The sequence below is a fragment of the Allocoleopsis franciscana PCC 7113 genome, from assembly GCF_000317515.1.
GTDB classification, from domain to species: Bacteria; Cyanobacteriota; Cyanobacteriia; order Cyanobacteriales; family Coleofasciculaceae; genus Allocoleopsis; species Allocoleopsis franciscana.
In genome coordinates this window covers 1-15,436 of the sequence record NC_019739.1, presented here as the reverse complement: position 1 = coordinate 15,436, position 15,436 = coordinate 1, and the positions used below count along the sequence as shown (strand labels likewise).

Genomic DNA, 15,436 nt, shown 5'->3' with positions numbered 1-15,436 from the left:
ATCTCAAGGGGTAGACTATGAATTTCCGCGAGTATCAAGAGCAAGCATTGAAGACTGATCAGATTCCCGACGAGAATAAAGTAATCGTACCCCTGCTTGGTTTGGTGGGTGAAGCAGGTACACTCCTTACAGAGTATAAAAAATTTCTCCGTGACGGAGATGCTCATAAACTCTTCAAAGACGGTATTGCAGAAGAATTGGGTGATTTGCTTTGGTATATTGCCAACGTAGCAAGCAAGTTTGAGCTTGATTTGGAAGAAATTGCAGAAGGTAATCTTAAAAAGTGTCTTGACCGCTGGGGATGGAGAAATTCTGTACAAACAGGTGTTAAAGCCATAGGATATATGTTTGATAGGGACTTTCCAGAACACGAACGTTTACCACGGCAGTTTGTGGTAGAGATTGCTGAGGTAAGTCAAGATAGTTCGGTGAAGATGAAGGCATTCATCGACGGAAAAAAGATTGGGGATGACCTCACCGATAACTCCTACTTAAGCGATGGCTACCGCTTTCACGACGTTTTCCATCTGTCCTATGCGGCAGTTTTGGGTTGGTCTCCGGTTGTCCGTCAACTACTGGGTAGCCGTAAACGCAAAAGTAATCCTAAAGTAGATGAGGTTGAAGACGGCGGTCGAGCCAAGGCAATTGAGGAAGGTATATCAGCACTCATTTTCAGCTATGCCAAGGATCATTCTTTCTTGGAAGGAGTTTCCACACTTGATTACCAACTACTCAGAACTATAAAGAATATGACCTCCTACTTAGAAGTTGCTCAGTGTTCACTGGGAGATTGGGAGAAAGCAATTCTTATAGGGTATGAAGTATGGCGGCAGGTAGATAAAAATCGAGGAGGAACAGTCGTTGTTGATCTTGATGCACGTTCCCTAACATATCAAGTATCATGCTGCCCTACATAGTAGGAGTAGTGACCTACAGAGCTGGTTTTTCTGGCGTTGAACCAATAGTGATCGCTTGTAGAATGCGTCTTTTTTGCGATCGCCCAATACAACAGCGTGGAGGAAATACGATTCGCTCATAATAAAATTAACCCAGTTTGCGATCGCAATTCTTAAACACTCACATTCTCTGTGTTCTCTTTTTGCAAGAGAAAATCTAGATAGTCTTCCAATTGCAGCCGCCTCGATTTTGATAGCTGGCGTAACTTGCGTAAAATCATTTCTTCCTGCTGCCACTGAGAGATTGGGATGATTTGCGAGGCGGCAACTTCGAGCGTCACCTGAGGCACATCAAACCCTTCCAGACTGTACCCATCCTCTTCCCCTTCCGGCATGGGGTAATGTTCCACAATTGTCGCAATATCTCCCCGCGTCAGATTGTGTTCTGGTAAATCCTGAACTAGGGCAACTTGGGAAAATAGGGAGTGCTGTATCTTCATTGATTAGCTCCTTTGTCTGGCACTAGGGTGACAAATTTAGTTGTACCGTTTGCAACCATCCAAATGGTCAAGATATTGAGTTCAACCCCATTTATCCCTCGCAGACACGCACGAATAGCATACTTCTCACCATAGCGATTAACTTCAATTTGTTCGGCAGGTTGGGTTAAGACTTGAGTACGTAGATCTTGTTCAAGTTGCTGCCAATTATCCACTGTGTACCCAGCTCTAGCAAGAAATTGCGATTTATCATCTTTCGGCAACGGCACAAGCAAGTAGTTGGTTAGCTTTTCTTCTGCGATTATTGCATCCTCTGGTAAGAAGACCATTAATTCATGGCGTGAATTGGGGGTAGGGGTTGTTAACTACATTTTACTTTGGATGCTGATCCTCAACTGTTCGAGATGATAAGGGTTTTGGTAGCGATCGCCCAATACAATAGCGTGCAGGAAATACGATTCGCTCATAATAAAATTAACCCAGTTTGCGATCGCATTACCGATGGAAACTCTGACTCTGAATGTACCCCCTGCTGTAGGTCTGACAGACGAGCAGTTTTATCAACTGTGTGTGGCTAATCAAGAATGGCGGTTGGAGCTAACGGCTCAAGGAGAACTGATAATTATGCCCCCAACGGGTGGCGAAAGCGGCATTAGCAACGCTGGTTTGACAGCTAAACTTTACAATTGGAATGAGCAAACCCAGTTGGGAAAAGTCTTCGACTCCTCCACTGAATTCCGATTACCCAATGGTGCCAAGCGTTCCCCCGATGCTTCCTGGGTGATACTAGAACGATGGGACGCCTTACCCGCTCAGGATAGAAAGCGCTTCCCTCCCCTCTGTCCAGACTTTGTAATCGAACTCCGTTCTGAAACGGATTCCTTAAAAGATCTACGAGCAAAAATGCAAGAGTACCAAGCTAACGGAGCACGCTTGGGCTGGCTGATTGACCCTCAAACACCCTTAGTTGAAATCTACCGACCCAATCAGGCTGTAGAAACGATTAACTTCTCCTTTGACCAACCACCTACTCTTTCTGGCGAAGACGTATTGCCTGGGTTTGTTCTCGATCTAACTCCCATCTTGAATCCTTGAGAAACAAGTACTTATACCGATGGTGGTATGACTACCCGTTCTTTGAAATTCGGTTCCCATTGGCAGCTAATACGAAGTTGCGTTCAAATATAAGCGATGCAATCAGTTGGATCTGAAGTTAGTCTGTATCCTGACTTTCCTCGACCCCGATCACCTTGAGCTGCCGTCTTAGCCTTGCAATCGCCCTTTCAATAACGTTTCTGCCCACCGAGTATCTTCCTCAGAAAGTGGCGGTTGTGGCGGCTTTTTGTAATCAATTGCCAAATAATACCGCCCTTTTTCGTAAACGCGATCGAGCAACGGTTGTAACTCTAAAATTGGCTCCTCTTCACCCAACATTAGCGGAATCGGCACGGGGGGAATGGGTTGTCGCAAGCCAAACGCATATAATTCCCCCGTCGGTCGCCGATCGCCTCGACAAATTAGAATGCGATAATCCCCCAAGTTTTCACTTCTAATCGGAAAAGGTTTGCCACCTCGCAACAAATCGATTTCCACCAGATGAGTCGCACTGGCTAAAACTCGATTTCGTTTGCGTTCATAAGCCAGTCGCCCTTCCCCAGAGCGCTTATTTTTGGGAGACAAAAGCTCAATGACGGTAACAACAGTGCCAGTCGCCACGTCTCGAATTTCCAGATACCGCTCGTTCACTTCTTCGGCAACTGGAACTGTCACCTGCTCGGGTTGAACGGGTAATGACACAGTAGCAACAGATGATGTCGGTTCTGCCGTTTTGCCAGTTAGCACCGCAACATCAGGAATGCCAACTAAAACGCTCTCATCGTTACTAAAGTAAGTCCGCTTTTCAATTTCGACTCGATAGTTCTCGCTGAGACGCTCCACCAAGTCATCTGCCATCGCTACAATCAAACGGTTATGCACCGCTGACCACAGCTCAGGATTTTCCAGATAGGGGTTCATTCCCGGAAATGGCGAACGCATAGGACAAGTTCAGTCAGTGAGAGACTTATTCCTCATCGTATCGGTTTTGCGAGGGCAGCGACGAGGTTGGCGATTGCATAGTTGCACTGCGCTAGGTGCGATAGCGAAGCGCTGCCGCCTACGGCAGATCGCTACTGCCTTTAACCTTCCAAAATTTGCCTACAGGGGCTGAATTAATCTCTGCGGCAATCGCGTGTAGCGCTGTTGCTGGCTGGTCTGCCTCAAAGCAATGGCGATCGCCTCAAAGCAGATTATCCTTCTTGATAAAGGGGGTAGTCAACCCGGAGTTGGTATTAACCAGCCTTTCCGCTAAGCGTTTGCAAAAGGCTCCCGATACCGTTCAAAGAAGAAGCCGTGAAAAGAATAGGCGTTCACCAGTGCAGGAAAATGCAAATCCCTCAAAATGAGGGAACTGCTCAGACGGCTGAGCGATCGCTAAAAGCCAGATATCGTCAATTAACTTTCTCAGTCGTGGTATCGTTGGGAAGCGATCGCAGAGATCGCTTCTGACAGTGCGCGACGCTACGACACACTCTGCTCACCATGTGACGCGGCGGCAACTCCTGCTGTAGGATGCCCTTGATAGCTGTAGGGCGATCGCATAATCACACCAAAGAGCTGCTCACAGGTGACAGCAGCGCCGGAAATTGCAATATTTGAATCAATACTTCCCAAAAGGCATAAGCCTTCGGTTGGAGCATCGCTTGTTATCTATCCAAATGTAGATGCATATTTTTTTCAACCCATGATGGAGGGGGAGAGTTTTTCAAATTGGTTATCAAGTAAATGAACTAAATTTCTTTACTTGCCTTCAACGTCATGGTTGTTAAAAGCTCCTACTTGAAAACTTTGCCCTGTCAAAGTTTAAGTAAGTTCCTATTGCTGAAGCGACTCCCCTTAAGTGTTTTAATGTTGAGCGCTAGCGCTGCCTTATTTGTAGACCTAATTGTGGCGCAGCGATTTACCAGTTTTATTGGATGTCTTCTAACCCTTGTCGGAACAGCTTGTGTTTTTTGTCCAAAAGAAGCAACACGTTGCTTTGGAGCAATCCATCGTTGGGAAACTAAACACAAATTAAATATTGCACCCCTCATTCTTTCTTTGGTTGGAACCGTATATCTGTTAGATTACGCATCGGCTCCAGCAGCAGCTCAATTTTTTACTCAAACTGAAGGCTGGATGCGTAGCAGCTTTCCAATTAACGGAGGAGGAGGCGGCGCTGATATCTACGCTCTTGTTTTTAATACCCTAAGAGCAATTTTTGTCCTCTATCTTGCCATCTCCTTAGTGCGTGTAATTGCAGCAGCTCGTAACGATGAAGACTGGCAAACTCTGGCTCGTACTCCCCTCATCATTCTGATTACTGTCACGCTGGGAGACATCTTAGCGGGTCTGATTACTGGTGGCGGTGGTGCGGCTTAATGTCTGACTTTAATCCAAACAGCTCTAAGAAGTTTCGACCTGTTAATTCCAGTCTCGGAACTGCACCCAAAGTCGGTCCCTTTCCCGCTGACCAAGTAATACCTTGGACTGCCATCTGTTTAACCTCTTACTACATCTGTAAAAGTGTTTTGGGCTTGTCGTGGTTGTGGACTGGAATTGTCGCCGCTTGGGGAATGTCAACCTGGTGGGTACTGACTGGCAGTAAAGCTTGGCGATTCCTTTCTAAGTTAGTTTCCACTCCGACTTTTACAAGAGGTTACGCAAGATACTCCCAAATTCTCAATACTAGCAGTCCTACCCCTACATCACACAAAAGGCTGTCTATAAGGAGTAATCAGCAGCAAAAAAGAAGAGGGTGATTCCCAATGAAACCTGCACAAAAAATCGGCAAACGTACTGTCGATAACGGAGAACAGAAAATTCGCTACAGTCCTATTGAAAACGCCTTTCATCTTGCCTCAATGCTTCGGATTGGACTTTCTGAACGCAACATTGGAGCTTATGTTTTGCAAAAAGGACTCAATAGCTTCATGGTTCAATTTGGCTTCGAGTGTAAAGGAATTCATTCAACCTTACGCTCTGATGAAATTGACCCAGTATTTGATGCCTTAGAAGCGGGTTTAAAAGACTTACCCAATAACGAGCGTCTCACGATTCATTTGGGGTCCTTTACTGACGATACCCAGCGTCAAGAAGCCTTCTCAAAGCTTGCTGAAGATGCTCCATCTGATGAACTGCGTTACCTCTTATGGGGCGAACGCGCAAGAGTAAGGGAACTGACGCGAAAAGGGGTACGAAAGCCCAAGTTTCTCCACCTCTATGCCACCTATACAGTGGAACCAGATACTCAAGGAACAGCGGATGTCATTGAAAAGTTTTTGGCACGACTTGAGAGAGTGTGGAAATCGTTCACGGGTGAAATTCATGAAGTTCAGCATACCCGTATCGAGCAACTTCTTTATGCGTCTTTCACTGATGGCTACGAGAATTGGGAGCAGTTGCTTTCTAACAAAATGGGTTTGGATATTCGCCCCTTAACCGCTGAAGAACTTTGGGCAACCCTCTGGAAGCGTTTCAACGATACTCCGCCTCGGTCAATTCCTCAACTTTTAGTTTTAGATGATGAAGGTTTGAGAGAGGAAGTCCACTCAGAAGTTCATCCTACAACATTACTGATTGAATCTGAGTACTCTGTACCCATGACAGACCGAAAGTGGGTTAATACCAAGCGCAAATATATCGGGGCGCTAACGTTCGTTGACAAACCAGGAGGATGGGTTGGGAAGGAATCCCAGATGCGCTACCTGTGGGATGTAATGGCTCGCGAGCGTGTCTATGATACCGAGATTTACTGTCAGCTAATGCGGGCAAATGAAGGACTGGTGAAGACCAATATGCAGCGTCTTACCAAGCAGGCAAATACTTCATCGCAGCTAGCCAGTGAAAAAAACTCAATTGATGTCAAATCCCTGCTCAACATCAAAAAAACAATTGCAGCTCAAGAGGAATTGTACGAGGGGGCAGTTCCCGTTCATATGGCGGTTGTGTTCCTGGTTTACCGCAAAAATCGCTCTCTATTGGATGAAGCTTGTCGCTATATTCAGTCGTGTTTTTTGCGTCCTGCTTGGGTGCTGCGCGAAACTGAGTATCCCTGGAAAATCTGGTTGCAAACCTTTCCAATTACCTGGGAACGCTTACTGACAACTCCCTTCAACCGGCGGCAAACCTATCTCAGTGGTGAAGCACCCGGACTGATGCCTTTAGTGCGAACTCGCTCAGGTGACGACAGTGGGTTTGAGTTGATTGCTGAAGAAGGGGGTACGCCAGTCTTTCTGGACTTATTCCGAACTCACAAGAACTTGGGATTGTTCGGCACGACTCGAAGTGGCAAGAGTGTAACAGCAGCAGGCATTTTAACTCATGCACTAGCTCGTGGGATGCCAGTGGTAGCGATGGACTATCCCAAACCCGATGGTTCTTCTACCTTCACGGACTACACCAACTTTCTAGGTAAGGACGGGGCGTACTTTGACATCGGCAAGGAAAGTTCAAACTTGTTCGAGCTTCCTGACTTGCGCTCTCTCAATCCTAAGTTACAACAAGAGCGGTTTGAAGATTACAAAGATTTTCTCTCCGACGCTTTGATGGCAATGGTAATCGGCTCTAAACGTGGCTCGACATCCGCTAGTGAAAGAACTCTTGCTGATACAGTCCGCTCAATTTTAGCACTGGCTCTCGATGCTTTCTTTGGTGACTTGCAAATTCGCGATCGCTATGCGGCAGCCTTCACTCACGGGCTAGGTTCTCCAGAATGGTCAGCCATGCCCACTCTAGTTGATTTTCTCTCATTTTGCTCAATGGAACGATTGCGTCTTGATGCAATTTCAGGAGACATCAGAGCGGGATTAGAGCAAATTAAATTACGCCTGCGCTTCTGGCTTTCCTCACGAGTCGGTAAAGCGATTTCAATGCCTTCTACATTTAGAAGCGATGCGAAATTACTGGTTTTTGCACTGAGAAATCTGAGCAACGACGAAGATGCTGCGATTCTTTCTCTTAGTGCATATTCAGCAGCTTTGAGAAGAGCTTTAGCTGCTCCAGCCTCAATCTTTTTCATAGATGAAAGCCCGATTTTGTTCGAGTTCGATAGCGTCGCCGCTTTGGTTGGAAGACTCTGCGCTAACGGTGCTAAGAGCGGTGTGAGGGTAATTTTAAGCGCCCAAGACCCCGACACAATTGCCAAATCTCCCAGTAGCGCCAAGATTTTTCAAAACCTCACCACTCGCCTTATTGGTCGCATTCAACCAACAGCCGTTGATAGCTTTGTTCAGATTTTGAAGTATCCCAAAGAGATTATTGGTCGAAATGCAACAGAAAGTTTCTTTCCTAAAAAAGAGGGTATCTACTCTCAATGGTTGTTGGATGACAACGGTATCTACACCTATGCACGGTTCTATCCCGGCTACAACTTGCTGGCAGCGGTGGCAAACAACCCGCAAGAGCAAGCGGCTCGAACTGCGGCTTTACAGCGCCATCCAAGTCAGGATAAGTTGGCTGCGCTCACCGATTTTTCTAAAGAATTGGTAGCCAGTATTCGAGCAAGTTGATTAGTCATTGGTTCCTATTGTCTAATCCAATTTCGATACATCTCGTGAATAAAATCAATGAAATTCAATCACAAAATCAAGCCAATTTTTTTCAGTAGTGTTATCGCCGTTGCTTTACTAGGAGCGATTCCGACTCCAGGACAAGCACAAATTCTCAACAGCATTGCAGGTAACACCAACGCTTTGAATCAGCTATTTGAGCAACTAAATAATCAACTCAATTCTTGGGGCGGTTATCTCAATCAAATTCTTTCGAGCAAACTTCAACCGCTGTCAGAAAGTTTAGGCAGTGACTTAGATTCAGCAATCAGCCAAGTCATGGGAGCTGTAGGATTGCCTGACCCTATTGCCTCGCGTAAACAGGTTGAAAAAGTTGCGTCATCCAGTGGCAGTTTAGTAAATCAAACGGAGTTAGCCACAAATGAAGTCGATCGTCAGATTACTAGAGCCGCTGTTGACTCGACACTCTCACAATCAGGTCAAGAGCGAATTCAGCAGCAAGCTTCTGCCACTCAAGGTTCTGTCGATTTAGTCGGACAACAAGCCCAAGCCGCTCAAGTTTTATCCGCTTGCACCCTTCAATTAAGAGACATCATCAATCAAGTCAATCAGGGTATCTTAACGGCTCAAGTGGGTGACTTGCAACTGCAAGAAGCCTATCAACAGGTTGTAGGGCAGGTGGGTGAACAGACAGCCATCAATGCCCTGAGAAGCCAGTGTGCAAACATTGCTGACCCTCAACAGCAACAAGATTGTATCAATCAGGCGGCACAGCAATCAGGACAACTTAATAATGGGCAGCAGAGCAACGACCCTTTCAATATTGGTCAGCAATTTCAAAACACGATTTCAACCATTTTTGCAGCGGCAGCTAGAGGCTGGCTGATTGCTTTTGGAATTGCTTTTCAGTGGCTTGTAGAAGTATCTCTTCTACTCACTGCACTTTTAGGACCGCTAGCTGTAGGCGGTTCGCTTCTTCCTGTGGGACAGAAAGCAATTTTTGCTTGGTTAACAGGATTCTTCTCGGTGGGAATGGTCAAGCTTTGCTTCAACATTATTGCTGGGTTAGTAGCAAGCCTTATTGTTAATGCCGGAAGTGTCGATTCCACAATTATTGCGTTTGCAGTGGGCTTACTTTCTCCAATTTTGGCAATGGCTTTAGCAGCAGGTGGAGGAATGGCTATTTTTAGCAGTTTATCCAATATTGCCACTTCCGGTTTAGGGGGGTTAAGTCGTTTCCTCCCTCGTCCAGATAAATTCTTTTAAACAGTTACTATGACTACAAAAGCGGATGGTGCTTCTCAAAAGCGCTTGCGATTTCTTGAGCGACAGCCGACAAAGTTCTCGAAAAATGATGCAATGGGTCTGTTTGTCGTTGGCACTCTAGGACTGCACTTACTCACATTTTTAGTGTTGGTTCTGCAATATGGAGCTTATTCTAAGTTGTCAAAAAAAGCTCCTCCTTCTCTCGTTCAGCTAGAGACAGGAAAAGCTACTACCGTAGCTCCTTTGGGGAATAAGGAGCGAACACCAGAGGTGGTGAAAAAATTTACCCTAGACACGATGACGCTCATGATGAATTGGTCGGGAACTAAGCCCCCAACCACTATTGAAGAGGCAACCAAGCCCGTACCCGATCCAGGAGTAGCGATTACCAGTAGAAGGAAGGTAGCGACGGCTGCGTGGCAAGCTGGGTTTGCTTTGAGTGAAGACTTCCGCAAGGAGTTTTTGACAAAACTGGCTGAACTCACGCCACCCGGAGTATTTCAAGGAACAACTCAGGTAGCTCTCGTTCCCTTAGAAGTTCAGACTCCTCAAAAGATTGCTGAAGGGAAATGGAAAGTCAAGATGGTGGCGAATTTATTGGCGTTTGATAAGGGAAATAACTTGGGTCAAGTTATCCCCTTTAACAAGGAAATTTTTGTGCAATCTGTTGAGCCTCCAGAGTTTCCAGGTAAGTCAGGTGGAATTGCTTCTGTAATTTATCAAGCTCGCTCTAGCGGGTTGGAAATTTATGCCATTAGAGATTTGCAAGCGGAGAATTTGTGATGAACCAACAAGATTGGAACGAATACAGAATTAATGGAAAGGGTCACGCCGATACTGTGTTTAACAGTAACGAAGAGTCGGTGTCCCAAATAATTGAAGGTGCTGATGAGGATTGGGAGTGGACTGATGAGAAATTGGCTAGCTTAGTGGATTTTGATGATAGCCCGGAAATTCCGCTAGAAACTATTCCAGAATCAGACCTAGCCGACTCAGTTTTGGAGTCGAATGCAATCTCTCAAGCTGAATTATTTGACGACCCAATTGAGGGAAAAACTCAACCGAAATTTTCAACAAGTCCTTTTCCTAAAGCGGCGGCGGTTGGTTTGGTGATGCTCGTGCTGTTTGGTGGGGGAGGGCTGTTTTTGCAGAGCGTAACGAGCAGTGCCAGTAGAAAAGCACCGGCGATCGCTAACTCACCTTCTCCTCAACCCACTCCCACTATTCCTCCCACCCCAGATACCGAAGTGGGCAACCTCAAAACACAGGTGGCTCTTGGCTCTCAGGCGGCTCAAATTCAGGATTTAGACCGCGCCAAAAGTCCGAAAACTCCTCAAACCAGTGTGTCGAAAGTTAATAAGGATGCAAATCCTTCTCCTTCGACTCAAGAAAGTTCTACTAAGCCAGGTTCCTCTACTCCACCACCTTCATATCCTCCTCGTCCTGTAGTGCAGCGCTCTTCTACACCGCCCCCCTTCTATTCCCCTCGTCCTGTGGTGCAGCGAGAATACGCACCACCTTCTCGTCCAGTTCAACCAACTCAACTGGCTCGACCCACTCAACCAACTCAATCGACTCAACCTGCTCGAAAAGCCGTCGAAGAACCATCACCATCCGCTTTGCCCTCACAACCGAAACCGACTCCAGATCCCATGCAGCAGTGGGTGGCTCTCTCACAGATTGGAAGTTATGGCACCAACCCAGTTGGTGAAGACGCCTCTCAAATTGCTGACTCAAGGACTACATCTATCCCTACTCAGACGGAAGAACCGTTTGTAACAACCCCTCGTGCCATTCCAGTCATGTCATCGACTGCGGGAGCTGTTGTTACTCCTACGACTGTACCGCTCCCCGTAGCGGCGGCTTCTAAAATGCAAATTCCACGCGATGGCAGTCTTGATGACAAAGAAACAGTTTTTGGTTCTTCAGAGCTTCCTCGGGGGGTGTCGTCACAACCAGCCGATGGAGATGACACGAGGATGCGGGGACATGGAGACGCAGAGATGCCCGGACTTCGTTCCCCTGTGCTAACAGCCAACTCTCCGCATCAGCCTCTACTACCGAATGCAACTGGGAATCAGATTGCTTCTACACCCACAGATCAGATTAATCCTGCTGAGGAGTCCAGCGTGCTGAGTGGTGTGCCAGTGCGCTACTTGCAAGTTGGTGAAATGGCTTCTGGAGAGCTATTGACACCCGTTATTTGGGCGGGAGCAAGAGCGTCGGCTGGTTCTGCGTCTAATTCGGCGGCTTCGTCAGCTCAAGAAAAGTTTATCGTTCAGCTCAATGAACCGCTAACTGACCCTCAGGGTTCTGTCATGTTGCCACAAGGCACTCAAATTGTTGCTCGAATCATTAATGTAGGCGAATCGGGACTAACTCAACTTGAAGCAACGCAGGCGATCGTTGATGGTCAAGAGTACGTGTTGCCGCCTGGAGCCATCAGTATTCGGGGGTCAGATGGTCAACCCTTAATGGCTGACAAATGGGGGAAGAAGGGAAGTGCGATCGCTTCTCGTGATGTGACGGCATTCTTGTTCGGGTCGCTCTCCAAAGTAGGGGAAGTACTCAATCAGCCTGATGTTCAACAGTCGATTAATTCATCAAGCGGTGGGTTTAGTTCTTCTACAACAACGAGCAATCGCCGCCCCAACCTACTGGGAGCGATTTTAGACGGTGGATTTGGACCGCTCACCCAACAGATATTGCAGCGGAACGACAAAGCAATTCAAGAGATTATGTCTCGCCCCAATGTTTGGTATGTGCGTGCAGGTGAAGACGTACAGGTTTTTGTTAATCGCTCGTTTGAAATGTAAGTGCTTTCTTTACATCAACACTGAATCTGAATCCGTGAGTTTTGAGTTATGAGGACTTTTTCAAGATTTGCACTTTCTATCGCATCGACCCTTTGTCTAACAGGATTAAGTTACTGCAATAGTGGGTCGGGACTGCCGTTTGGATTGCCCGCGTCGGCTAATACAATCTCCAATTCGGTACGACGTGTCTCAATATTACAAGCAACGGGTCAATCGGGTTCCTCACCACCACTGATTGAATTGTCTTCTGGATATGGAGTCAACATCAGTTTTATTCCAACTGGAGAGATTGTGGAAAAAGTTTGGTTGGATAACCCTTCCTTTGCCACTTTGGATGTAGATGGCTGTTTATCCGGCTTAGGCAGTCAAGGTAAGCCATGTCAGCCGAATGGGGCGAGAGTATTGCACCTACGGGGCATCAACCCATTGAACATTCCAGGTTTGCCCAAGACCACTAGCACATTGTTAACAGCAATTACTTCCGGGACTTCTGGGCAGCGCGTGTATTTGTTTCGAGTGGCACTGGCATCGGGAACACCTCAATACCACACGATTGAAGTTACCCCAGTTTCAGTTTCTACTCCTAGTAATACCAAATACAGCTCGATTGTCGATTCTATCTCAAACTATTCAGTTTTTAGTCGTGGGCTAGCTGTGGCAATGCAAAGAGGTTTGATTCGTACTGGTCAGCCCCTCGAAACACGAATTCGGAACTTTTTAGCAAGGGTACAAGCGGGCGAACCGATTGAATCAGCCGCCTCAACATCGGGCATATCCCTAAACTTAGTTGAGCGATTGGCACAATTGGGAAGAACGAGCAATCCAGTTCTCGTTCCAGCTAGAACTTCAGCTCACACGAAATAATTTTTGACAACCATGTTTCTTCATAAGTTTAGCCGTCGTCTTTATTGGGCGGTCACGGGTTTTCTTTTGTCAATTTTCCTTTTTGGATTACCCTTGACAATTGATGGATTCACAGGTTTAAAAGCTGTCGCTTCCACCCAACCGCCAAGTCCCATTCCTACAACAACTTGGCAAAATACTCCGTTACCGGATTGGAATCAGATTACTTTTAGTAATCTTCCTGCCATTGCAGAAAGCGGTTCTCTCACCGTTCCTAATGATGTGGTCAACCAGTTGGGGTACGACCCCTCTCGAAATTGGTCGGCAGGACAAAAGCCTGCGGATTTCCTGATGTTGGGAGACTTCCAAGATGGGTTTAAGTTGCAAGATTTTTCTCTATCTACCATCAATCATGCTTCTTCTACTGGTTTAAATTTGAATAGAACGAGCTTACAAGAGTTTGGAGTAATGGCTTATCAAACTCTCGGCAGCTTGGTTAAAGCTATCCCAACTCTAAGTCATTTACCCATTGAAGAAGTCAAGCCAATTTTAGATTTGCTTCAAAGTCAGCTAACAACTGACGTTAACCCAGCTCAAACTATCGGTCAACTTTTAGCGCAATCGCCGCTTTTGGGTGATTTGGAATTCTCTAAGCTGCCTTTAGATAAATACGATCTCGCTTCGATTCCAGGGCTGGATACGACATCAATTGGCTCTTTCTCTGATTGGCAGATTGTCAATATCGACCAAATTCCAGGTTTAAGCGATGTGCCTTTCTCTCAGTTTCCCACCCCAGCGAATCCTGTGGGAACTGATGTGGGAACTGTTGATATTGCATTTGGGTCAGCCGAACAGCAGCGTGAGCGCACAATTTCTGGTAGCGATGTAGAAGGTTTTACAGTCCCTTGTGAGCAAGATTGCGCTCACGCTGAACTAGCGGGTTCTGCCAAGATTTTGGGTAGGCAATGGATTAGCGGAAAGTCCCAAGACGTTCGAGGCGGTCATGGGATTCTTGCTGCTGTCAATAATGGGTTGGAACCGACAGGACGCCTTCCTTTTGGTGATGCTTTTAAGGTTGTCATTTGGGATATATCAGAACCCAAAGGAACTGTCGATACGGCTTTATTTTTTCGGTTCTGTATGCGTAAAGGCTTCGTGGATTTAGGCTGTACGCCTTACTTTATTGGTCCGATTCCCTGGTTGAGTTATCACGAGAAAGATGCAATTTTCCTGGGAAATGTTGATGCGATTGCTCCCAGTACGAACCTCAGCCAATCTACACAAACTTCAGCAAGTGCTGAAGGGGTACCCAACGCAATCAATCCCCATCTACCGTCAGCTAATTCCAGCAAGCCGGGTAATTGTGGTCCCACCCATCAAGGCGTTTCTCTGGGGGCTTATGCCAGCGCTATTTCAGAAATTGAGGGAGGGTATGGCTCAATTGGCTCTTTTGTTGAAGATAGCGCTGGAAACCGAGGACGTGCATTAGGGCGGTATCAGTTGATGAGCTACCGAAATGATGTCCGAGAGAAAATTCTCTCCAAGCCAGGAGGAAAGCAATTTTTAGCAAAAGTTGATGCTGGAAAAGCTGTAAGTTCTGATGAAATGTTGAGTTACTTCTCCCAGGCCGATCAGAATGCTCTGTTTGATGCTGACGCTAGTGCTTTGTTAGATAGAGCATCTGAACAGATAGACCCAACAACGGGACAACCCTTTACAGGTTCTCGTCTAATTGAACGTGCAGCTCAGATGCACTTCGGTGGCCCAGCAGCAGCGACTGATGGTGGTGTTTCTGACGCCTTCGGTCGTTTCACTCTTTACACCTACGGTAAGGAAGCTGCTGCTAACTATCAAAGCACTTTCAATTCTTTAGGATGTTCGTGATGAGCAAGATTTTCAAACAACTGCGTTCTCGACACCCCTTTAGCTTAGTTGTTGTTGGCGTACTGCTAAGTATTGTTGTGGTCTTGGGATTGAGAGGATTCTGGATAAGTAGTGCCTCGGCTGCTCAATGGCAGAGTGCAACCCGCGTAGTTCCAGAAGCTTTGGTTGCTCGAGCGATCGCCTCCAACTCCTCTTTAACTTCCAAAGACCCACCCCTAGACATTTCTAATGTCAAAGTGATGGTCTTGGGTCAACAAGCCCCCCTTTATGTGTTTGATTTTAATACCCCTAAATTGTGTGGTGCGGCTGGCTGTTTGTACGTTGTTTATGCACAGCAAGGGGAGAGTTATCAGTTGGTTTTGAGTCTTTATCTCAACCGGAACCTACCAAAAGGCATTCCTTTGATTGCCTTAAAGGATGTTGAACAAGGAAGCAAGCCTTGTCTTGCAATCAGTCAACGAGTTTCCAATTCTAATCAGTTGTCGTCACTTCTTTACTGTGAACAAGGGAATCGATACCAACGGGTCAATGAATCCTTTTCCAGTTTGTAGGGATTCCTAGACAGGCTTATCTGAACTTAAAGTGCAGAACAAACTCATGAAAATCTCTCTTCGCCTCTCCACGTCTTTGCGTCAACTTTCAAG

General features: G+C 46.4%; 16 protein-coding genes. 11 read left to right on the top strand and 5 right to left on the bottom strand.

Annotated features, from left to right (window positions below; genetic code table 11):
- Positions 1 to 17 precede the first annotated feature (17 nt).
- Positions 18 to 917 (top strand): nucleoside triphosphate pyrophosphohydrolase family protein, encoded by a 900-nt coding sequence (locus MIC7113_RS30855; RefSeq protein WP_015186116.1) that lies wholly within the window; start codon positions 18 to 20, stop codon positions 915 to 917.
- A 152-nt stretch (positions 918 to 1,069) separates the two neighbouring features.
- On the opposite strand, the gene MIC7113_RS30850 is transcribed toward MIC7113_RS30855, so the two are convergent.
- Both MIC7113_RS30850 and MIC7113_RS30845 read right to left on the bottom strand, forming a co-directional pair.
- Positions 1,070 to 1,396, bottom strand: coding sequence for a DUF4926 domain-containing protein (locus MIC7113_RS30850; protein ID WP_015186115.1), 327 nt, complete (start codon positions 1,394 to 1,396; stop codon positions 1,070 to 1,072).
- Positions 1,393 to 1,725 carry a DUF6883 domain-containing protein gene (locus MIC7113_RS30845; RefSeq protein ID WP_015186114.1) on the bottom strand — a complete coding sequence of 111 codons (333 nt, stop codon included), beginning with the start codon at positions 1,723 to 1,725 and terminating at the stop codon, positions 1,393 to 1,395. Before MIC7113_RS30845 ends, MIC7113_RS30850 begins: the two co-directional genes overlap by 4 nt.
- A 172-nt stretch (positions 1,726 to 1,897) precedes the next feature.
- Here MIC7113_RS30845 and MIC7113_RS30840 point away from each other — a divergent pair, with 172 nt between their 5' ends.
- Positions 1,898 to 2,491 carry a Uma2 family endonuclease gene (locus MIC7113_RS30840; RefSeq protein WP_015186113.1) on the top strand — a complete coding sequence of 198 codons (594 nt, stop codon included), beginning with the start codon at positions 1,898 to 1,900 and terminating at the stop codon, positions 2,489 to 2,491.
- Between the two features lie 168 nt (positions 2,492 to 2,659).
- On the opposite strand, the gene MIC7113_RS30835 is transcribed toward MIC7113_RS30840, so the two are convergent.
- A complete protein-coding gene (locus MIC7113_RS30835) occupies positions 2,660 to 3,433 on the bottom strand; it encodes a DUF4058 family protein (RefSeq protein ID WP_015186112.1) in 774 nt (257 codons plus the stop codon).
- A 387-nt stretch (positions 3,434 to 3,820) separates the two neighbouring features.
- Between MIC7113_RS30835 and MIC7113_RS38820 the strand changes: the two genes are divergently transcribed.
- Positions 3,821 to 3,943, top strand: a complete 123-nt coding sequence (locus tag MIC7113_RS38820) for a hypothetical protein (protein WP_256374829.1) — start codon at positions 3,821 to 3,823, stop codon at positions 3,941 to 3,943.
- A 12-nt stretch (positions 3,944 to 3,955) separates the two neighbouring features.
- Here MIC7113_RS38820 and MIC7113_RS37035 read toward each other — a convergent pair whose 3' ends face one another.
- The gene (locus tag MIC7113_RS37035; RefSeq protein ID WP_155898291.1) at positions 3,956 to 4,108 is read right to left on the bottom strand and encodes a hypothetical protein; all 153 of its coding nucleotides are present in this window, start codon (positions 4,106 to 4,108) and stop codon (positions 3,956 to 3,958) included.
- Positions 4,109 to 4,342: 234 nt separating this feature from the next.
- Here MIC7113_RS37035 and MIC7113_RS38395 point away from each other — a divergent pair, with 234 nt between their 5' ends.
- Positions 4,343 to 4,855, top strand: a complete 513-nt coding sequence (locus MIC7113_RS38395; protein ID WP_226883731.1) for a hypothetical protein — start codon at positions 4,343 to 4,345, stop codon at positions 4,853 to 4,855.
- 130 nt (positions 4,856 to 4,985) lie between these two features.
- Here the strand turns inward: MIC7113_RS38395 and MIC7113_RS39140 are convergent, their stop codons facing one another.
- A complete protein-coding gene (locus MIC7113_RS39140) occupies positions 4,986 to 5,114 on the bottom strand; it encodes a hypothetical protein (protein ID WP_315889698.1) in 129 nt (42 codons plus the stop codon).
- 127 nt (positions 5,115 to 5,241) lie between these two features.
- Here MIC7113_RS39140 and MIC7113_RS30825 point away from each other — a divergent pair, with 127 nt between their 5' ends.
- From MIC7113_RS30825 to MIC7113_RS34010, 7 genes are read left to right on the top strand one after another with little or no spacing between them, the layout of a single operon-like run.
- Positions 5,242 to 7,983, top strand: coding sequence for a hypothetical protein (locus tag MIC7113_RS30825; RefSeq protein ID WP_015186109.1), 2,742 nt, complete (start codon positions 5,242 to 5,244; stop codon positions 7,981 to 7,983).
- Positions 7,984 to 8,040: 57 nt separating this feature from the next.
- A complete protein-coding gene (locus MIC7113_RS34020; RefSeq protein WP_015186108.1) occupies positions 8,041 to 9,249 on the top strand; it encodes a hypothetical protein in 1,209 nt (402 codons plus the stop codon).
- A 9-nt stretch (positions 9,250 to 9,258) separates the two neighbouring features.
- Positions 9,259 to 10,032, top strand: a complete 774-nt coding sequence (locus MIC7113_RS30815) for a hypothetical protein (RefSeq protein ID WP_015186107.1) — start codon at positions 9,259 to 9,261, stop codon at positions 10,030 to 10,032.
- Positions 10,032 to 12,065, top strand: coding sequence for a TrbI/VirB10 family protein (locus MIC7113_RS34015; protein ID WP_015186106.1), 2,034 nt, complete (start codon positions 10,032 to 10,034; stop codon positions 12,063 to 12,065). Before MIC7113_RS30815 ends, MIC7113_RS34015 begins: the two co-directional genes overlap by 1 nt.
- Before the next feature lie 48 nt (positions 12,066 to 12,113).
- Positions 12,114 to 12,929 carry a hypothetical protein gene (locus tag MIC7113_RS30805; protein WP_015186105.1) on the top strand — a complete coding sequence of 272 codons (816 nt, stop codon included), beginning with the start codon at positions 12,114 to 12,116 and terminating at the stop codon, positions 12,927 to 12,929.
- Between the two features lie 12 nt (positions 12,930 to 12,941).
- Positions 12,942 to 14,792: a hypothetical protein gene (locus MIC7113_RS30800; protein WP_015186104.1), complete on the top strand. Its 1,851-nt coding sequence runs from the start codon at positions 12,942 to 12,944 to the stop codon at positions 14,790 to 14,792.
- Positions 14,792 to 15,343 carry a hypothetical protein gene (locus tag MIC7113_RS34010; RefSeq protein WP_015186103.1) on the top strand — a complete coding sequence of 184 codons (552 nt, stop codon included), beginning with the start codon at positions 14,792 to 14,794 and terminating at the stop codon, positions 15,341 to 15,343. Before MIC7113_RS30800 ends, MIC7113_RS34010 begins: the two co-directional genes overlap by 1 nt.
- Positions 15,344 to 15,436: the final 93 nt, after the last annotated feature.